The sequence below is a fragment of the Pseudomonas zeae genome (assembly GCF_014268485.2).
Taxonomy (GTDB): Bacteria; Pseudomonadota; Gammaproteobacteria; order Pseudomonadales; family Pseudomonadaceae; genus Aquipseudomonas; species Aquipseudomonas neuropathica.
Genome location: NZ_CP077090.1, coordinates 310,874 through 329,221, shown reverse-complemented (window position 1 = coordinate 329,221; position 18,348 = coordinate 310,874). Strand labels below are relative to the sequence as shown.

At 59.1% G+C, this 18,348-nt stretch carries 18 protein-coding genes; 12 read left to right on the top strand and 6 right to left on the bottom strand.

Annotated elements, in window-relative coordinates; translation table 11 throughout:
* Positions 1-16 precede the first annotated feature (16 nt).
* Complete coding sequence (locus HU754_RS01490) at positions 17-562, bottom strand: gamma carbonic anhydrase family protein (protein ID WP_093429483.1); 546 nt, start codon at positions 560-562, stop codon at positions 17-19.
* Positions 563-650: 88 nt separating this feature from the next.
* Between HU754_RS01490 and prlC the strand changes: the two genes are divergently transcribed.
* Complete coding sequence (prlC, locus tag HU754_RS01485) at positions 651-2,702, top strand: oligopeptidase A (RefSeq protein ID WP_095113094.1); 2,052 nt, start codon at positions 651-653, stop codon at positions 2,700-2,702.
* Positions 2,699-2,986 carry a YheV family putative zinc ribbon protein gene (locus HU754_RS01480; RefSeq protein WP_093429485.1) on the top strand — a complete coding sequence of 96 codons (288 nt, stop codon included), beginning with the start codon at positions 2,699-2,701 and terminating at the stop codon, positions 2,984-2,986. The genes prlC and HU754_RS01480 overlap by 4 nt, the downstream gene beginning before the upstream one ends.
* 49 nt (positions 2,987-3,035) lie before the next feature.
* Here the strand turns inward: HU754_RS01480 and HU754_RS01475 are convergent, their stop codons facing one another.
* The gene (locus HU754_RS01475) at positions 3,036-3,680 is read right to left on the bottom strand and encodes a dual specificity protein phosphatase family protein (protein ID WP_093429486.1); all 645 of its coding nucleotides are present in this window, start codon (positions 3,678-3,680) and stop codon (positions 3,036-3,038) included.
* A 303-nt stretch (positions 3,681-3,983) separates the two neighbouring features.
* Between HU754_RS01475 and HU754_RS01470 the strand changes: the two genes are divergently transcribed.
* Genes HU754_RS01470 through HU754_RS01460 form a run of 3 tightly spaced genes read left to right on the top strand, consistent with a single transcriptional unit; the run spans position 3,984 to position 7,831 of the window.
* Positions 3,984-4,730, top strand: coding sequence for a gluconate 2-dehydrogenase subunit 3 family protein (locus HU754_RS01470; protein WP_186620374.1), 747 nt, complete (start codon positions 3,984-3,986; stop codon positions 4,728-4,730).
* Between the two features lie 2 nt (positions 4,731-4,732).
* A complete protein-coding gene (locus HU754_RS01465; RefSeq protein ID WP_186620372.1) occupies positions 4,733-6,517 on the top strand; it encodes a GMC family oxidoreductase in 1,785 nt (594 codons plus the stop codon).
* A gap of 12 nt (positions 6,518-6,529) precedes the next feature.
* On the top strand, positions 6,530-7,831 hold the full coding sequence (locus HU754_RS01460) for a c-type cytochrome (protein WP_186620370.1): 1,302 nt from the start codon (positions 6,530-6,532) through the stop codon (positions 7,829-7,831).
* A 59-nt stretch (positions 7,832-7,890) separates the two neighbouring features.
* Here the strand turns inward: HU754_RS01460 and HU754_RS01455 are convergent, their stop codons facing one another.
* Complete coding sequence (locus HU754_RS01455) at positions 7,891-8,166, bottom strand: hypothetical protein (protein WP_186620369.1); 276 nt, start codon at positions 8,164-8,166, stop codon at positions 7,891-7,893.
* A gap of 206 nt (positions 8,167-8,372) precedes the next feature.
* Entirely contained in the window at positions 8,373-8,675 is a 303-nt protein-coding gene (locus HU754_RS01450) for a hypothetical protein (protein ID WP_095049528.1), read from the bottom strand.
* Between the two features lie 227 nt (positions 8,676-8,902).
* Here HU754_RS01450 and HU754_RS01445 point away from each other — a divergent pair, with 227 nt between their 5' ends.
* The 3 genes from HU754_RS01445 (at position 8,903) to HU754_RS01435 (ending at position 12,545) form a co-directional block, all read left to right on the top strand.
* Positions 8,903-9,961, top strand: a complete 1,059-nt coding sequence (locus HU754_RS01445) for a PA0069 family radical SAM protein (RefSeq protein WP_186620368.1) — start codon at positions 8,903-8,905, stop codon at positions 9,959-9,961.
* Positions 9,962-10,199: 238 nt separating this feature from the next.
* Positions 10,200-10,928 carry a carbonic anhydrase gene (locus HU754_RS01440; protein ID WP_064116616.1) on the top strand — a complete coding sequence of 243 codons (729 nt, stop codon included), beginning with the start codon at positions 10,200-10,202 and terminating at the stop codon, positions 10,926-10,928.
* A gap of 90 nt (positions 10,929-11,018) precedes the next feature.
* Entirely contained in the window at positions 11,019-12,545 is a 1,527-nt protein-coding gene (locus HU754_RS01435; protein WP_186620367.1) for a SulP family inorganic anion transporter, read from the top strand.
* Positions 12,546-12,674: 129 nt separating this feature from the next.
* Here HU754_RS01435 and HU754_RS01430 read toward each other — a convergent pair whose 3' ends face one another.
* A complete protein-coding gene (locus HU754_RS01430; RefSeq protein ID WP_093429493.1) occupies positions 12,675-13,325 on the bottom strand; it encodes a hypothetical protein in 651 nt (216 codons plus the stop codon).
* A 369-nt stretch (positions 13,326-13,694) separates the two neighbouring features.
* Between HU754_RS01430 and coxB the strand changes: the two genes are divergently transcribed.
* From coxB to HU754_RS01410, 4 genes are all read left to right on the top strand, one after another.
* Positions 13,695-14,822 carry a cytochrome c oxidase subunit II gene (gene coxB, locus HU754_RS01425; protein ID WP_108224870.1) on the top strand — a complete coding sequence of 376 codons (1,128 nt, stop codon included), beginning with the start codon at positions 13,695-13,697 and terminating at the stop codon, positions 14,820-14,822.
* An 82-nt stretch (positions 14,823-14,904) separates the two neighbouring features.
* Complete coding sequence (gene ctaD / locus HU754_RS01420; protein ID WP_034152254.1) at positions 14,905-16,491, top strand: cytochrome c oxidase subunit I; 1,587 nt, start codon at positions 14,905-14,907, stop codon at positions 16,489-16,491.
* 116 nt (positions 16,492-16,607) lie between these two features.
* The gene (locus HU754_RS01415; protein ID WP_186620366.1) at positions 16,608-17,159 is read left to right on the top strand and encodes a cytochrome c oxidase assembly protein; all 552 of its coding nucleotides are present in this window, start codon (positions 16,608-16,610) and stop codon (positions 17,157-17,159) included.
* A gap of 25 nt (positions 17,160-17,184) precedes the next feature.
* Entirely contained in the window at positions 17,185-18,072 is an 888-nt protein-coding gene (locus HU754_RS01410; protein ID WP_093429494.1) for a cytochrome c oxidase subunit 3, read from the top strand.
* 9 nt (positions 18,073-18,081) lie between these two features.
* On the opposite strand, the gene HU754_RS01405 is transcribed toward HU754_RS01410, so the two are convergent.
* Positions 18,082-18,285, bottom strand: a complete 204-nt coding sequence (locus HU754_RS01405) for a twin transmembrane helix small protein (RefSeq protein WP_007911731.1) — start codon at positions 18,283-18,285, stop codon at positions 18,082-18,084.
* Positions 18,286-18,348 lie beyond the last annotated feature (63 nt).

The following is an 18,348-nucleotide window of genomic DNA, read 5'->3' as shown; positions in this document are numbered from 1 at the left end:
GCAGGTGTAAGGCGATTCAGAGCTGGTCGTAGCCTTCGGCCAGATGCAGGTCCTTGAGTTTCACGTAGTTCGCCGCGCTGTAGGTGAAGAAAGCTTTTTCCTTGTCGGTGAGTTCTCGCACCTGTTTCACCGGGCTACCCACATAGAGGAAGCCACTTTGCAGACGCTTGCCCGGAGGCACCAGGCTGCCGGCGCCGATGATCACGTCGTCCTCGACCACCGCGCCGTCCATGACGATGCTGCCCATGCCGATCAACACGCGGCTGCCGACGGTACAGCCGTGCAGCATGACTTTGTGGGCGATGGTCACGTCATCGCCGATCAGCAGCGGGAAGCCGTCGGGGTTGAACGGGCCGGCGTGGGTGATGTGCAACACGCAGCCGTCCTGCACGCTGGTGCGCGCACCGATACGGATACGGTGCATGTCGCCACGGATCACGGTCAGCGGCCAGACAGAGCTGTCTTCGCCGATTTCGACGTCGCCGATAACCACCGCCGAGCCGTCGACAAACGCGCCTTTGTTCAAGTGCGGGGTGTGATTCTGGTACTTGCGAACGGACACGATAATTTCTCTCTCTGTCGCCGATAGCTGCGGTGAATGCCGATTGTAATTAAGATGGGGCAATGTTTCCCCAGCCAAGGTGCCAACCGTGAGCGTGAACAACCCTCTGCTGCAGTCCTACGACCTGCCACCGTTCTCCACGATCCGTGCCGAACACGTCCTGCCCGCCATCGAAACGATCCTGGCCGACAACCGCGCCGCCATTGCCGAAATCCTCAAGACTCAGGTTCAGAACCCGACTTGGGCCGGTCTGGTACTGGCGATGGACGAACTCAATGACCGCCTCGGCGCTGCCTGGAGCCCGGTCAGCCACCTCAATGCCGTGTGCAACAGCGCCGAATTGCGTGAAGCCTACGAGTCATGCCTGCCGGCTTTGAGCGCCTACTCCACCGAGATGGGCCAGAACCGCGAGCTGTTCCAGGCTTATGAAGCGCTGGCCAACAGCCCGGAAGCCGCCGGTTTCGACGTGGCGCAAAAGACTATTCTGGAACACGCCCTGCGTGATTTCCGTCTGTCGGGTATCGACCTGCCGGAAGCCGAACAGAAACGCTACGCCGAAGTGCAGAGCAAACTGTCCGAGCTGGGCAGCCGTTTCTCCAATCAACTGCTCGACGCCACTCAGGCGTGGACCAAGCACGTCACCGACGAAGCCGCCCTCGCCGGCCTGACCGATTCAGCCAAGGCGCAAATGGCTGCTGCCGCACAGGCCAAAGGCCTCGACGGCTGGCTGATCACCCTGGAATTCCCGAGCTACTACGCGGTGATGACCTACGCGCAAGACCGCGCCCTGCGTGAAGAAGTCTATGCCGCTTACTGCACCCGCGCCTCGGACCAAGGTCCGAACGCCGGTCAGAACGACAACGGCCCGGTGATGGAAGAGATCCTCGACCTGCGTCAGGAACTGGCCAAACTGTTGGGCTTCGCCAGTTTCTCCGAGCTGAGCCTGGCCACCAAAATGGCTGAATCCAGCGATCAGGTGCTGAGCTTCCTGCGCGATCTGGCCAAGCGCAGCAAGCCGTTCGCTGCGCAGGATCTGCAACAGCTGCGCGCCTACGCCGCCGAACAGGGCTGCGCCGATCTGCAAAGCTGGGACAGCGGTTTCTACGGCGAGAAGCTGCGTGAACAACGCTACAGCGTTGCTCAGGAAACCCTGCGCGCCTACTTCCCGATCGACAAAGTGCTGGGCGGTCTGTTCGCCATCGTGCAGCGTCTGTACGGCATCGAAATCGCTGAACAGAAAGGTTTCGACACCTGGCATCCGGACGTGCGCCTGTTCGAAATCAAGGAAAACGGCCAGCACGTCGGCCGCTTTTTCTTCGATCTCTACGCCCGCGCCAACAAGCGTGGCGGTGCCTGGATGGATGGCGCCCGCGACCGTCGCCGCACCGTCGACGGCGTGCTGCAAAGCCCGGTGGCCAATCTGGTGTGCAACTTCACCCCGGCCGACAGCGGCAAGCCTGCGCTGCTGACCCACGATGAAGTGACCACGCTGTTCCACGAATTCGGTCATGGCCTGCATCACCTGCTGACCCGCGTTGATCACGCCGGCGTTTCCGGGATCAACGGTGTGGCATGGGACGCGGTCGAGCTGCCGAGCCAGTTCATGGAAAACTGGTGCTGGGAGCCGGAAGGCCTCGCACTGATTTCCGGTCACTACGAAAGCGGCGAGCCGCTGCCCCAGGACCTGCTGGAAAAAATGCTCGCGGCGAAGAATTTCCAGTCCGGCCTGATGATGGTCCGCCAACTCGAGTTCTCGCTGTTCGACTTCGAACTGCATGCCACCCACGGCGACGGCCGTAGCGTGCTGCAAGTGCTCGAAGGCGTGCGTGACGAGGTATCGGTGATGCGTCCGCCGGCCTACAACCGTTTCCCGAACAGCTTCGCGCACATCTTTGCCGGCGGTTACGCGGCGGGTTACTACAGCTACAAGTGGGCTGAAGTACTGTCGGCGGATGCCTTCTCCAAGTTTGAAGAGGACGGCGTGCTCAACGCTGAAACCGGTCGCGCTTTCCGCGAAGCGATTCTGGCGCGCGGCGGTTCGCAGGCACCGATGGTGCTGTTCGTCGACTTCCGTGGCCGTGAGCCATCGATTGACGCACTCTTGCGCCACAGCGGCCTGAGTGAGGACGCGGCAGCATGAGTGAGGCACCTGTGATTACCAAGAAACGCTTTATCGCCGGGGCGGTCTGCCCGGCGTGCAGCGAACCGGACAAGCTGATGATGTGGAACGAGGACGGCGTGCCGCACCGCGAATGTGTGGCCTGCGGTTACTCGGATACGCTAAACGAGCAAGGGCTGTCGGTACCGAAAGAACTGGGCACGCGGGTCAACACCAGCGCGCTGAACAAACCTGCGCCGGACAAGACGGTGCAGGCAGTACAGTTCTTCCCGAATCCGAAGCTCAAGAAGAAATCCGAAGACTGAGCTGCAGCTTGAAAACCTTCCACGATGCAATGTCGTGGAAGGTAGCGGATTACTTCAGATTGACTGACTGAAACCAGCTCTTCATCGAGCAGGTGGCAAACGCACTGGTGCTGCAATCACCATTGGCCAGAGCGGTGCGCAGCTTGTCGACATCGGCCTGCATCACATAACGCACGCCATCCTTGAAATGACCGCTTTCTCCAAATCCGCCCTGAGTCATTTCATTCAGCGCATCTTCCTTGCTCCAGCCTTGCACCACGATCCGGTACATCGCCGCCATCAGGCCGGTGCGGTCAGAGCCGTGTTTGCAATGCATCAACACCGGACCGTTGGCTTCGGCGGACTGAATCGCGCGCAGAGTCTTGAGCACATCGGCGTCATCGACATGATTGGTGCGGTAAGGCAATTGCACCTGGTTGATGCCCGGCTCGGACAACCAGTTATTGTCCGCTTCCGGAAGGAAGTTGATCACCGTGGCGACTTTCAGATTCTTCAGCAACGGCACCGCACCGCCATCGGGCAAGGCGCTGCGATAGAGCGTCGGCGACATCTGGAACAGGTTGTATTGCACTTCGACCGGTTGCGCCCAATCAGCAGGACGAACTGTCGCAGTTGCCGCAGCCTGGGCAGGCATCCAGGGCAACAGCACCAATAGCGATAAGCACAAAGCGGAAAAAAAACGCACTCGGGACATGCTGGGGTAACCGTGTCGGGGTTCATCGGTGAGAGGAACTGCAGCTTCGATGTTGAGCGGTCAAAGCCCTGTGAGGCGCTTGTCAAAGAATCGTGAATCCGCACGGTTTCATGCACTGGCATGCGGAAAACCGCTGTTTTTTTCCACTGAATCGATTCATCCCGAAGCTTAGCCTGCTACCATTTGTCACACGATGTTGCAGACGCGTTCCCATTTTCCGGGTCATACCGTCACGTCGCGACGAAAATTCCTCAAGCCGTTCGCAGAAGCGGCTGTCCCCTAATGCCTGATGAGGTGCACCCCATGTCTGATGAAAGTCGAGACAACCCGCGGCGTGAATTCTTACGCAAATCCCTGACCCTGATTCCGGTGGTCACCCTGGCTGGCACCGGTCTGGGCAGCAGCGTCTTGCAAGCAGCGCCTGAAGCCAAACCAGCTGCGCCCGCGCCGCAACCGGTTCGCACTGCTGCCAGCGTGTATCAGCCGAGCTATTTCACCGCCGAAGAATGGGCGTTCATCAATGCCGCCGTCGCACAGCTGATCCCCAACGATGCCCAAGGTCCGGGTGCGCTAGAAGCCGGTGTCCCGGAATACATCGACCGGCAGATGAACACGCCGTACGCCGCCGGTGCGCTTTGGTACATGCAAGGCCCGTTCAATGCCGACGCCGCTCCGGAAATGGGTTGGCAGAGCAAACTGGTGCCCAAAGAGATCTATCGACTCGGCATCGCCGCCACGGATCAGTGGGCAAAATCCCTCAACGGTAAAGTATTTGCTGAGCAAGACAGCGCTACCCGAGACGATTTGCTCAAGCAACTCGAAGCTGGCAAGCCGCAATTCGATGCGGTTCCGGCAAAGATTTTCTTCAATCTGCTGCTGCAAAACACCAAGGAAGGGTTCTTCTGCGACCCGATCCACGGTGGCAACAAAGGCATGGTCGGCTGGACCATGATCGGCTTCCCCGGCGCCCGCGCCGATTTCATGGATTGGGTGGAACGTAACGAGCAATACCCCTTCCCGGCAGTTTCGATTCGCGGCGAGAGGGCGTAAGCATGGCAACGATAATGAAGAAGGTTGACGCAGTGATCGTGGGCTTCGGCTGGACCGGCGCGATCATGGCCAAGGAGCTGACCGAAGCGGGTCTCAACGTGCTGGCGCTGGAGCGCGGGCCGATGCAGGACACCTACCCGGACGGCAACTATCCGCAGGTGATCGACGAACTCACCTACAGCGTGCGTAAAAAACTCTTTCAGGACATCTCCAAGGAAACCGTCACCATTCGCCACAGCGTCAACGACATCGCCCTGCCGAACCGCCAGTTGGGCGCGTTTCTGCCGGGCAATGGTGTTGGCGGCGCCGGACTGCACTGGTCGGGCGTGCACTTCCGGGTCGATCCGATCGAGTTGCGCATGCGTAGCCACTACGAAGAGCGCTACGGCAAAAGCTTTATCCCCAAGGACATGACCATCCAGGACTTCGGCGTCAGCTATGAAGAACTGGAGCCGTTCTTCGATTTCGCCGAAAAAGTCTTCGGCACCTCGGGCCAGGCCTGGACGGTGAAAGGCCAATTGGTCGGTCAGGGCAAGGGCGGCAACCCGTACGCGCCGGATCGCTCCAACCCGTTCCCGCTGGAAGCGCAGAAGAACACGGTGTCCGCGCAGCTGTTCGGCAAAGCGGCTACAGAAGTCGGCTATAAACCTTACAACCTGCCTTCGGCAAACACCTCCGGACCGTACACCAACCCGTACGGCGCGCAGATGGGCCCGTGCAACTTCTGCGGTTTTTGCAGCGGCTATGTCTGCTACATGTATTCCAAAGCCTCGCCGAACGTGAACATTCTGCCGGCGCTGAAACCGCTGCCGAATTTCGAATTGCGGCCTAACTCGCATGTGTTGCGGGTCAATCTCGACAGCAGCAAATCCAAAGCCACCGGCGTGACCTACATCGACGGACAGGGTCGCGAGATCGAGCAACCGGCGGATCTGGTGATTCTCGGCGCGTTCCAGTTGCACAACGTGCGGCTGATGCTGCTGTCCGGGATCGGCAAGCCATACGACCCGATCAGCGGTGAAGGCGTGGTCGGGCGTAACTTTGCCTACCAGAACATGGCGACCATCAAGGCGTTCTTCGACAAAGACACCCACACCAACAACTTCATCGGCGCCGGCGGCAACGGCGTGGCGCTGGATGACTTCAACGCCGATAACTTCGACCACGGCCCGCACGGCTTCGTCGGCGGCTCGCCGATGTGGGTCAACCAGGCTGGCAGCCGGCCGATTGCCGGCACCTCGAACCCGCCGGGCACACCTGCGTGGGGCAGTGCCTGGAAACGCGCGACCGCCGATTACTACACCCACCAGGTGTCGATGGACGCCCACGGCGCGCATCAGTCCTACCGTGGCAACTACCTCGATCTCGATCCGGTGTACCGCGATGCCTATGGTTTGCCGCTGCTGCGGATGACCTTCGACTGGCAGGAAAACGACATCAAGATGAACCGCTTCATGGTCGAGAAAATGGGCAAGGTCGCCGAAGCGATGGGGCCGAAAGCCATTGCGGTGATCGGCAAGAAAGTCGGCGACCACTTCAATACGGCGTCGTACCAGACCACCCACCTCAACGGCGGCGCGATCATGGGCACCGATCCGAAGAAGAGCGCGTTGAACCGCTACCTGCAGAGCTGGGACGTGCACAACGTCTTCGTTCCGGGTGCCTCGGCATTCCCGCAGGGCCTTGGATACAACCCAACCGGCCTGGTTGCGGCACTGACCTATTGGTCGGCGAAGGCGATCCGCGAGCAATACCTGAAAAACCCCGGCCCGCTGGTTCAGGCTTAAGGAGCGATGACCATGAAAAATCTCGTTATCGCGACTCTGGCGCTGCTCGGCAGCGCCGCAATCCATGCGGCTGAAGTTGATCAAAGTTTGATCAAACAGGGCGAATACCTCGCCCGCGCCGGTGACTGCGTAGCCTGCCACACCGCCAAGGGCGGCAAACCGTTCGCCGGTGGCCTGCCGATGGAAACCCCGATCGGCACGATTTACTCGACCAACATCACCCCGGATAAAACCGGCGTCGGTGAATACAGCTTCGAAGACTTCGATCAGGCCGTGCGGCATGGCGTCGCCAAAAACGGCAGTACGTTGTACCCGGCGATGCCGTATCCGTCCTACGCGCGTGTCAGCGAAACCGACATGCAAGCGTTGTACGCGTACTTCATGCACGGCGTAGAACCGGTGGCGCAGGAAAACAAGGCCAGCGACATTCCGTGGCCGTTGAGCATGCGCTGGCCGTTGGTGGGCTGGCGCTGGATGTTTGCGCCGAAGGTCGAGGACTACAAGGCAGTCGGTGACGACGCCGTCATCAGCCGTGGCGCGTATCTGGTCGAAGGCCTCGGCCATTGCGGTGCCTGCCATACGCCACGCGCGCTGACCATGCAGGAAAAATCCCTGAGTGCGGCTGACGGCACAACCTTCCTCGCCGGCAGTGCGCCGCTGGAAGGCTGGATCGCCAAGAGCCTGCGCGGCGATCACAAGGATGGCCTCGGCAGCTGGAACGAGGAACAACTGGTGCAGTTCCTCAAGACCGGGCGCAGCGACCGCAGCGCCGTGTTCGGCGGCATGAGCGACGTGGTCACCCACAGCATGCAATACATGACCGATGCCGACCTGACCGCGATTGCCCGCTACCTCAAGTCGTTGCCGGCCAGTGATCCGAACGATCAACCGCATCAGTACGATGAAAAAGCCGCCAAAGCCTTGTGGAACGGTGACGACAGTCAGCGCGGAGCTGCGGTGTACATCGACAACTGCGCGGCGTGCCACCGCACCGATGGTCACGGCTACACCCGGGTGTTCCCGGCGCTGGCGGGCAATCCGGTGCTGCAATCGGAAGACCCGACTTCGTTGATTCACATCGTGCTCAAGGGCGGTACGTTGCCGGCGACGCACACGGCACCGTCGACGTTCACCATGCCGGGCTTTGCCTGGCGCCTGTCGGACCAGGAAGTGGCGGATGTGGTGAGTTTCATTCGTGGCAGTTGGGGCAACAAAGGCGCGCCGGTTGACGCTGAAGATGTAGCCAATCTACGCAAGAACGATATGCAAACGACTTCCGGGGATGATTTGGGGCAAGTCACCACGCATAACTGACGGACCTGATTGATACTCCGCTGGCACGGTTCGACTTTTCGTGCGGTGCCAGCGGACGGTCAACGCTTGTACTGAAAGCCTTTGAACTGCGCAAATGCATCGGCCAGTTGCAGATAGAGCTTCTCGTCATATTTGTCGATGTCGCCATCACCGTCAGCATCCACGGCGTCTTCAGAGATCAGGTCAAAACGACCATTGGCCTGCGACGACGAAGCAAAAAGCGCATAGTCGTAATCCATCATTTCGGTCGCGTCTTCGCTGTAGTGGTAAAACGCGATTTCCGGAGTTCCATCTCGATCCATATCCGCAATTTCCAGCAGTATTCTGATAGCCATGGATGAAACCCTTCAGATTGATTACGTGCTTGAGATTAGGGTTGGCGAAAATTCCGGTCTACTGTCAGAGTTGACAGGGTGTATACCCAGCCAGTCTTTTACTGGCCACCTGTCATTTACCGTCTTTTCTTCTAAAACAATAAAGTCCTGTATGAGTCGTCATGCAGAACTTATTTTCATTTGCTGTGAGACTCTTGAGCTTTCAATTACGGATTAACGATACTTACATAGGCCTTGGCCAGTGCAATCAACTTCGCTTTGTCGTCGTTATCAATATCGCCATCACCGTCCACATCTTTCTTGTTGGTGCGAACAGTGAACGTTTTGCCACGGTCGCTGGACACCGCCACCACGTAGATCGAGTCGACCAGTGCCTCGGTGGGCAGTTCCTGTTCGGCGTTCCAGCCCAGTTCCTTTCGTGCCAGTTGCATCGAAACAATCGTGTTGGGTTCCGATGCATTGGGTTGCATCATTTGCACAAAGACACCGCGCTGATTGAGGTAAGACATGAATTAAATCCTTTTAATTTAGTTATCGGACAAGAACCACTCGAAGTAGCCAAGACTATCTTTGATAACTTGTCACGACAATCGAACATATGTATCTCGGGTTGTACTTCGGCTCTGCACCTATATATAAATTTTGGAACTCAGCAAGTATCCCATCGCTGAACGGTACTGGATCAACGTGGGCTCGCTCATGTACTGTATGCATATACAGATCAGGAGCCTACCCAATGATCAACCCTCTTCCCCAGCGCGGTCGCGGCACCGCCAGCAACCCGCACAATCGCTTCGCGCCGAACCGTTCGGTGGCCGAGGATGACGGCTGGTATCAAGAGGTGCCGCTGACCCAAGGCACCGAGGTGATGATCGAAACCGCGAAAACCATCATTACCCGCAATACCTCTCCGGATCTGCCCTTCGACCGCTCGATCAATCCCTACCGTGGCTGCGAGCATGGCTGCATCTATTGCTACGCACGGCCCAGCCACGCTTACTGGGACATGTCGCCAGGGCTGGACTTCGAAACCAGACTGATCGCCAAGACCAACGCCGCCCAAGTGCTGGAAGAACAGCTCGGGAAAAAAGGCTATCAATGTGCGCCGATCAATCTGGGCTCCAACACCGATCCGTATCAGCCGATCGAGCGCGAACACAAAATCACCCGGCAGACCCTCGAAGTGCTGCTGCGTTACCGGCACCCGGTGACCATCGTCACCAAAGGCTCGCTGATTCTGCGCGATCTCGACCTGCTGACTGAGTTGGCCGAGCAACGCCTGGTCGCGGTGATGATCAGCCTGACCACGCTCGATGACGAGCTCAAACGCATCCTCGAACCGCGCGCTGCTGCCCCCAAAGCGCGATTGCGCGCCATTCGGGTCATGCGCGAAGCAGGCATACCGGTCGGCGTGCTGTGTTCGCCGATGATTCCGATGATCAACGACAGCGAGATCGAAAACCTGCTTAACGAAGCCCACGCGGCCGGAGCACAAAGCGCTGCCTATATGATGCTGCGCTTGCCGCTGGAGGTGGCGCCGCTGTTCGAGGAGTGGCTGGCGGCGCACTATCCGCAACGCGCCGCGCATGTGCTGAGCCTGATCCGCCAGAGCCGTGGCGACGAGCTCTACGACAGCCGTTTCGGCGCGCGCATGCGCGGCGAAGGAGTGTTCGCCGACCTGCTCGCGCAACGATTTGCCAAAGCCATCAAGCGTCTGGGCATCAATCACCGCGAAAGCTACAACCTCGATTGCACTGCCTTCTGTCCGCCGGGTCGCCAGATGTCGTTGATTTAGCGACAATTAGCCTATGGTTGAGGGGTTGGAATCCTTCCGCCGAAATCACTCAGTCACGTTTTTTGTGATCTGGAACACACGTGCTAGAGCGTTTGATTCAGTTTGAGTTAAGTTTCGGCGGCTACCTTGTTCATCGAGTGACTGACGGGTCGGGATGACCCGGATGTTTTAAACAGCCACTGGCTTCATACCGGAATACATGGGAACGACTCCCCTAATCCGCCAAAGAGGATGAATCATGAGTGACAAGGATAAACAGCCGTTGGCTGCGTCGGCGCAAACCCCTGAAGCGGAATCCGCCGATGCAGCGCTGCGACAGATCGTAGACGGCTTTTTGCATTTTCATCATGAGGTCTTTCCCCAGCAGGAAGAACTCTTCAAGAAACTCGCCACGGCCCAGGCGCCAAAGGCGATGTTCATCACCTGCGCCGACTCGCGCATCGTCCCTGAACTGATCACCCAGAGCTCGCCGGGCGATCTGTTCGTGACCCGTAACGTCGGCAACGTTGTCCCGCCTTACGGCCAGATGAACGGCGGCGTATCCACCGCGATCGAATACGCGGTGCTGGCGCTGGGCGTGCAGCACATCATCATCTGCGGCCACTCCGATTGCGGCGCCATGCGTGCGGTGCTCAATCCGGACAGCCTGGAAAAAATGCCGACGGTCAAAGCCTGGCTGCGCCACGCTGAAGTCGCGAAAACCATGGTGCACGACAACTGTCACTGCGCCGACGAAAAAGAAAGCATGCCGATCCTCACCGAGGAAAACGTCATCGCCCAATTGCAGCACTTGCGTACCCATCCTTCGGTAGCCTCGCGCATGGCGAACGGTCATCTGTTCATCCATGGCTGGGTCTACAACATCGAAACCAGCGAAATCAAAGCTTACGACGCGGATCAGGGACGTTTCCTGCCGCTCGATGGTAGCCATCCGATTCCGGTGGCGACGCCCAAAGCGCGCTTCTAAATCTTCCTAAACATCTGTGTGGTTTGACGCCGGCCGCTGTTTCAGCGGTTCGGCGAAGCCATGCCTGAAGAAAACTTCGGGAGAATCGCCATGCGTGCGGCTCAATTGAAAGCGGTGTTGCCACGGGAGTTGCTCGCTTCAGTGGTTGTGTTTCTGGTCGCGTTGCCGCTGTGCATGGGTATCGCGATTGCGTCAGGGTTGCCACCGGCCAAAGGTCTGATCACCGGGATCATCGGCGGTCTGGTGGTTGGCTGGCTGGCGGGTTCGCCGTTGCAGGTCAGCGGGCCGGCGGCGGGTCTGGCGGTGTTGGTGTTTGAACTGGTGCGTCAGCACGGTATCGAGATGCTCGGGCCGATTCTGCTGCTTGCCGGTTTTCTGCAACTGGTGGCCGGGCGCTTGAAGCTCGGTTGCTGGTTTCGGGTCACGGCGCCAGCGGTGGTGTACGGGATGCTGGCGGGGATTGGCGTGTTGATCGTGCTGTCGCAGGCGCATGTGATGCTCGATGCGTCACCGAAGCCTTCTGGCCTGGATAACCTTACGGCGTTCCCGGCGGCAGTGGCGCAGGCCTTGCCGTCGTTCGGCTGGCAGGCCGGGCTGTTGGGGCTGTCGACGATTGCGGTGATGTGGCTATGGGAAAAATTTCGCCCGCATTCGCTACGCTTCGTTCCGGGCGCATTGCTCGGTGTCGGTCTGGCGACCGGGGCAAGTCTGCTGCTGGCGTTGCAGGTGAAACGCGTTGAAGTGCCGGCGAATCTGGCGGAGGCCATCGATTGGCTGAAACCGGCGGACCTGCTCAGTCTGGCCGACCCGACGCTGCTGATCGCCGCGTTCGCCGTGGCGTTTATCGCCAGCGCCGAAACCTTGTTGTCCGCCGCTGCGGTGGATCGCATGCACAGCGGCGTGCGTTCGGACTTCGACCGTGAGCTTTCGGCGCAAGGTGTCGGCAACATGCTCTGCGGTCTGCTCGGCGCGCTGCCGATGACCGGGGTGATCGTGCGCAGTTCGGCCAACGTCCAGGCCGGCGCAACCACGCGTTACTCGACGATCTTCCATGGTCTGTGGCTGCTGGCGTTCGTGCTGTTGCTGTCGAGTGTGCTGCAAAGCATTCCGGTGGCGAGTCTGGCGGGTGTGCTGGTGTACACCGGGTTCAAACTGGTCGATCTCAAAGCGTTTCGAGGTCTGGGTCGTTATGGGCGGATGCCGATGTTCACCTATGCGGCGACGGCGCTGGCGATCATCTTTACTGACCTGCTGACCGGGGTGTTGATCGGTTTCGGTCTGACGATGTTGAAACTGGCGTTCAAGGCTTCGCGATTGAAGATCAGCCTGATCGATCTGCCGCAGGACGGCGAGATGGAGTTGCGTCTGGTCGGCGCGGCGACATTCCTCAAAGTGCCGGCGTTGACGCAAGTGCTGGGCAGTATTCCGCAAGGCACGACGGTGCATGTGCCGCTCAATAACCTGAGCTACATCGACCATTCGTGTCTGGAGTTGCTGGAGGAGTGGGGCCGGGCGAATGCGGCGAAGGGTTCGAAGCTGTTGATTGAGTCGCGCGGGTTGAAGCGCAGGCTTGAGGGACGGATTCGAACCACCACCGGTATCGGCGCTGCCGGCTAAATTTGCTGGTTGAACTCAACCCCTGTAGGAGTGAGCCTGCTCGCGATGGCGGTGGGTCAGTCAACAGAGATGTTGAATGATCTATCGCCATCGCGAGCAGGCTCACTCCTACATTGGATTGTGTGTAACTCAGGCGGCAGGCTGGTCCAGTTCCAGGCCCACACCCAGTCGGCGGCCCATGCACGGCCAGCGTTTCCACGCGGCGCCGGTGTCCGGGCTGCTGAGTTTGCCGCGGTAGGCTTCTACCGATTCCAGGGCAAAACTCTCGTCGTTGAGCATCTCGTCGATGGCGTGATGCACCGCTTCGTCCAGTTGGTTGGCAAATTCCTCACCGATCAATTGGTGAGCAATCAAGTTAGCGACCGTCATGTCCAAGGGGATCAGTGGCTGGCCGAAATGCTTGATGTACAGGTCGTTGACCTCTTCGACAAAACGGTGCGCCAGATAGGCTTCGTCGAGCAGGCTGTCCAGGCCAACGTGCCCGGCCATGATGGCTGGCGGCTGGAGGAAATACTGCTCGGCGATTTTCAGCACCGGTTTGATCTGCGATTCGATTCCCGCTTCCCTGGCAACTTCATTGGCTGCATCCAGCAGGTCTGGCACTTCATCAATGTATGCGGCGACAAAACGCGTCAGCACACCGTTGGCGTCGGCTTCCGGCAATTGGATCGCCGGGTGTAAATGAGGCAGCTTGCTTTCCAGCTGACGGGTCAGCAGGCCGGTTTCTTTTTCGTGTTGTTGGGCTTTTTGGATCTGCTCGCGCAATGCGGCGGTGTTCATGAAAACTCCAGGAAACAAGGCAATGAAATAGGGAAGACATAACTTAGCTGGCTTACGAAAAATGCTAAGACGCATTTGTCATAATTATTTCATCCTTGATGCACCTGCGTTATATCGGTTTGCCACCACTCGTCTGCATCCTTCTCCATTCGTGCCCTTGAACGCAAGTGCCAGCTGTTTCAGTTCATTTACGTGCGCACATTGCAATTTCCCGTCGCTGTCTATACTCGCCATTGAATGGAGTTAGCTGATGACGCCCGACTGCACCCGCAGCAAGGCCCGGCGATTCAAGTTCGTAGTCTGATGCAGCCGCTCCCTTGCCGCAGGCGAAAGCCGGCGGGATAACAAGAACGATAAGGGGAACCCGCAATGATGCGACATCCACACGTCTGGATGGGCCTCCTGTTGTGGTCGATTTTCAGTCCGGCACACGCTGCCTGGACTGTAAATATGGCGCCTGGAGCGACTGAAATCAGTCACGCAGTATTCGACCTGCACATGACCATTTTCTGGATCTGTGTGGTGATCGGGATCATCGTCTTCGGCGCCATGTTCTGGTCGATGATGGTGCACCGCCGTTCTACCGGGCAGGTCGCCGCAAAATTCCACGAAAGCACTACCGTCGAAATTCTCTGGACCGTCGTACCGTTCCTGATTCTGGTGGCGATGGCCGTACCGGCGACCGCCACCCTGATCAAGATGTACGACACCAGTGAGCCGGATATCGATATCCAGATCACCGGTTATCAGTGGAAGTGGCACTACAAATACCTGGGCCAGGACGTCGAGTTTTTCAGCAACCTGGCCACCCCCGCCGAACAGATTCACAACAAGGAAACCAAGGGCGAGCATTACTTGCTCGAGGTCGACAAGCCCTTGGTGCTGCCGACCGGCGCCAAAGTGCGCTTCCTCGTGACTTCCGCCGACGTCATTCACTCCTGGTGGGTGCCGGCCTTCGCGGTGAAACGCGATGCGATCCCGGGATTCGTCAACGAGGCGTGGACGCGCATCGACAAGCCCGGCATCTACCGTGGCCAGTGCGCCGAATTGTGCGGCAAGGATCACGGCTTCATGCCGATCGTGGTCGAGGTCAAAGAGAAGGCCGACTACGACAAATGGCTCGCCGAGCGCAAAGCCGAGGCTGCGCAGCTCAAAGAGCTGACCAGCAAGGAATGGACCCTCGACGAACTCAAGGAACGCGGCGACAAGATCTATCACACCACCTGCGTCGCCTGTCACCAGGCCGAAGGTCAGGGCCTGCCGCCGATGTTCCCGGCGCTCAAAGGCTCGAAAATCGCCACCGGACCGAAAGAAGGCCACTTGAGCATTGTCTTCCACGGCAAGCCCGGCACCGCCATGGCGGCGTTCGGCAAGCAGCTGTCGGAAGTCGATATCGCAGCGGTCGTGACCTACGAACGTAACGCCTGGGGCAACAACAAGGGCGACATGGTCACGCCAAAAGAAGTGCTGGAGCTGAAACAGGCGGAAAGCAAATGAGCCGGTCTATCGCGTACCTCGTGAACCGGTCGGGGCAGAGCGCCCCGGCCTGCCTCATCCACTCACGTAAAGGAGACCGGCCATGAGCGCTGTCATTGATGACCACGGTCATGCCGACCACGCCCACGGCCCCGCCAAAGGCCTGATGCGCTGGGTGCTGACCACCAACCACAAGGACATCGGCACGCTGTACCTGTGGTTTGCGTTCTCCATGTTTCTGCTCGGCGGTACGTTCGCGATGGTGATTCGCGCCGAACTGTTCCAGCCCGGCTTGCAGATCGTCGAGCCGGCGTTCTTCAACCAGATGACCACCATGCACGGTCTGGTGATGGTCTTCGGTGCGGTGATGCCGGCGTTTGTCGGCCTCGCCAACTGGATGATCCCGTTGATGATCGGCGCGCCGGACATGGCCTTGCCCCGGATGAACAACTTCAGCTTCTGGCTGTTGCCGGCGGCGTTCCTGATCCTCGTGTCGACGCTGTTCACCCCCGGTGGCGGGCCGAACTTCGGCTGGACGTTCTATGCGCCGCTGTCGACGACCTACGCACCGGAAAGCGTGACCTTCTTTATCTTCGCCATCCACTTGATGGGCATCAGTTCGATCATGGGCGCGATCAACGTGATCGCCACCATCCTCAATCTGCGCGCACCCGGCATGACGCTGATGAAAATGCCGCTGTTCGTCTGGACCTGGCTGATCACTGCGTTCCTGCTGATCGCGGTGATGCCGGTGCTGGCCGGGTGCGTGACGATGATGCTGATGGACATCCACTTCGGCACCAGTTTCTTCAGCGCTGCCGGTGGCGGTGACCCGGTGCTGTTCCAGCATGTGTTCTGGTTCTTCGGCCATCCCGAGGTGTACATCATGATCCTGCCGGCCTTCGGCGCCGTCAGCTCGATCATCCCGACCTTCTCGCGCAAGCCGCTGTTCGGCTACACCTCGATGGTCTACGCGACGGCGAGCATCGCCTTCCTGTCGTTCATTGTCTGGGCGCACCACATGTTCGTGGTCGGCATTCCGCTGGTGGGCGAGCTGTTCTTCATGTACGCCACGCTGTTGATCGCGGTGCCGACCGGGGTGAAGGTGTTCAACTGGGCCAGCACCATGTGGCAAGGCTCGCTGACCTTCGAAACGCCGATGCTGTTCGCGGTGGCGTTCGTGATCCTGTTTTCCATCGGCGGTTTCTCCGGGTTGATGCTGGCCATCGCCCCGGCAGACTTCCAGTACCAGGACACCTACTTTGTGGTCGCGCACTTCCATTACGTGCTGGTGCCGGGGGCGATCTTCGGGATCTTCGCCTCGACCTACTACTGGCTGCCGAAATGGACCGGCCACATGTACGACGAAACCCTCGGCAAGCTGCATTTCTGGCTGTCGTTCGTCGGCATGAACCTGACCTTTTTCCCGATGCACTTCGTCGGTCTTGCGGGAATGCCGCGGCGGATTCCGGACTACAACCTGCAATTCGCCGACTTCAACATGGTCTCGTCGATTGGCGCGTTCATGTTCGGTGCGACGCAGATTTTCTTCCTGTTCATCGTCATCAAGACCATTCGCGGCGGCCCGCCAGCACCGGCCAAACCGTGGGATGGTGCGGAAGGTCTGGAGTGGAGCGTGCCGTCCCCGGCGCCGTATCACACCTTCACCACACCGCCGGAAGTGAAATGAAACGCTTGGCTTTTGTAGGAGTGAGCCTGCTCGCGATGGCGGTGTGTCGGGCACACCGCGGTGCACCCATCGCGAGCAGGCTCACTCCTACAGGGTTTGGTGGGGAGGCATGAACCATGGCTGATTCGATCTCGATGAAAAAACTCGTCACCCGCCTGCTCGGGGTGGTGGTGGCGATGTTTGTCTTCGGTTTTGCCTTGGTGCCGATCTACGACGTGATGTGCAAAGCCTTCGGCATCAACGGCAAGACCGCCGGGCAGTACGAGGGTGAGCAGGTGGTCGACACTTCGCGCCAGGTGCGTGTGCAGTTTCTGTCGACCAACAACGTCGACATGCCGTGGGACTTTTACCCCAAGCATGACGAACTCACCGCCAACCCCGGCGCGGTCAACGAGATGATCTTCATCGCGCGCAACCCCACCGACAAACCGATGAGTGCGCAAGCCGTGCCGAGCATCGCGCCGAGTAACGCGGCGGCGTATTTCCACAAGACCGAATGCTTTTGCTTTACCCAGCAGGTGCTGCAGCCCGGTCAGCAGATCGAGATGCCGGTGCGTTTCATTGTTGACCGCGACATGCCCAAGGAAGTGAAGCACCTGACGCTGTCCTACACGCTGTTCGATATCACCGCCCGACATCCGCCGGTGGCTGTAAACACTGGCGGTTGAGCGTGCCCGATAAGGAGAACAATAAATGGCAACTCATGAGCATTATTACGTTCCGCCGCAAAGCAAATGGCCGATCATCGCGACATTCGGCATGGCCATCACTGTGTACGGCCTCGCCACCTGGTTTAACGATCTGAAGGCAGCGCGCCCGGAATCCCACGGCCCGTACATCTTTTTCGTCGGTGGCCTGTTGCTGGCGTACATGCTGTTCGGCTGGTTCGGGGCGGTGATCAAGGAAAGCCGCGCGGGACTTTATAGCCCGCAGCTGGATCGCTCGTTCCGCTGGGGCATGAGTTGGTTCATCTTCTCCGAAGTGATGTTCTTCGTCGCCTTCTTCGGTGCGCTGTTTTACGTGCGGCACGTCTCCGGACCGGCGCTCGGCGGTGAGGGCACCAAAGGCATCGCGCACATGCTCTGGCCGAACTTCCAGTTCACCTGGCCGTTGCTGCACACGCCGGATCCGAAACTGTTCCCGCCGCCAAAAGAAGTCATCAGCCCGTGGGGGCTGCCGCTGATCAACACAATTCTGCTGGTCAGCTCCAGCGTGACCATCACCATCGCCCACCATGCGCTGAAAAAGGGCCATCGCGGCGCACTGAAAATCTGGCTGGCGATCACCGTGCTGCTGGGCTGCGCGTTTCTCGGCTTCCAGGCTGAGGAATACATGCACGCCTACCACGAACTGGGCCTGACCCTCGGTTCCGGTATTTATGGCGCGACGTTCTTCATGCTCACCGGTTTCCACGGCGCCCACGTGACCATCGGCACGATCATTCTGTTCGTGATGCTGATGCGCATCATGAAGGGCCACTTCGACAACGAGCACCAGTTCGGCTTCGAAGCGGCGAGCTGGTATTGGCACTTCGTCGACGTGGTCTGGATCGGTCTGTTTATCTTCGTCTACGTACTCTGAGGATCACCACTACCAAGGCGCATGCGACACCAGTTGGCCGCTGTAAAAGCCCCAGGCGATCAAGCCGACGGTGGCGGCGGCCAATGCCACCCGAACACTCAAGGCGATGACCAGGCGATTGGAGCTGCTGTCGTCCTTGACCAGGAAAAACAGGCCGCTGAACAGGCTGATCACCGTGGCAATCAGCATCAGGACGATGGCTGTTTTGAGCATGGGAAGAACTCCGGGGGACAGGCGATGCAATTGAGTATAGCGATCGCAACGACTGACTTTGTG

Bases quoted from the DNA above. Each gene is read 5' to 3' on its own strand.
- HU754_RS01480 (WP_093429485.1), top strand. From the start codon at position 2,699: ATGAGTGAGGCACCTGTGATTACCAAGAAACGCTTTATCGCCGGGGCG.
- HU754_RS01475 (WP_093429486.1), bottom strand. From the start codon at position 3,680: ATGTCCCGAGTGCGTTTTTTTTCCGCTTTGTGCTTATCGCTATTGGTG.
- HU754_RS01470 (WP_186620374.1), top strand. From the start codon at position 3,984: ATGTCTGATGAAAGTCGAGACAACCCGCGGCGTGAATTCTTACGCAAA.
- HU754_RS01465 (WP_186620372.1), top strand. From the start codon at position 4,733: ATGGCAACGATAATGAAGAAGGTTGACGCAGTGATCGTGGGCTTCGGC.
- HU754_RS01460 (WP_186620370.1), top strand. From the start codon at position 6,530: ATGAAAAATCTCGTTATCGCGACTCTGGCGCTGCTCGGCAGCGCCGCA.
- HU754_RS01455 (WP_186620369.1), bottom strand. From the start codon at position 8,166: ATGGCTATCAGAATACTGCTGGAAATTGCGGATATGGATCGAGATGGA.
- HU754_RS01450 (WP_095049528.1), bottom strand. From the start codon at position 8,675: ATGTCTTACCTCAATCAGCGCGGTGTCTTTGTGCAAATGATGCAACCC.
- HU754_RS01445 (WP_186620368.1), top strand. From the start codon at position 8,903: ATGATCAACCCTCTTCCCCAGCGCGGTCGCGGCACCGCCAGCAACCCG.
- HU754_RS01440 (WP_064116616.1), top strand. From the start codon at position 10,200: ATGAGTGACAAGGATAAACAGCCGTTGGCTGCGTCGGCGCAAACCCCT.
- HU754_RS01435 (WP_186620367.1), top strand. From the start codon at position 11,019: ATGCGTGCGGCTCAATTGAAAGCGGTGTTGCCACGGGAGTTGCTCGCT.
- HU754_RS01430 (WP_093429493.1), bottom strand. From the start codon at position 13,325: ATGAACACCGCCGCATTGCGCGAGCAGATCCAAAAAGCCCAACAACAC.
- coxB (WP_108224870.1), top strand. From the start codon at position 13,695: ATGATGCGACATCCACACGTCTGGATGGGCCTCCTGTTGTGGTCGATT.
- ctaD (WP_034152254.1), top strand. From the start codon at position 14,905: ATGAGCGCTGTCATTGATGACCACGGTCATGCCGACCACGCCCACGGC.
- HU754_RS01415 (WP_186620366.1), top strand. From the start codon at position 16,608: ATGGCTGATTCGATCTCGATGAAAAAACTCGTCACCCGCCTGCTCGGG.
- HU754_RS01410 (WP_093429494.1), top strand. From the start codon at position 17,185: ATGGCAACTCATGAGCATTATTACGTTCCGCCGCAAAGCAAATGGCCG.
- HU754_RS01405 (WP_007911731.1), bottom strand. From the start codon at position 18,285: ATGCTCAAAACAGCCATCGTCCTGATGCTGATTGCCACGGTGATCAGC.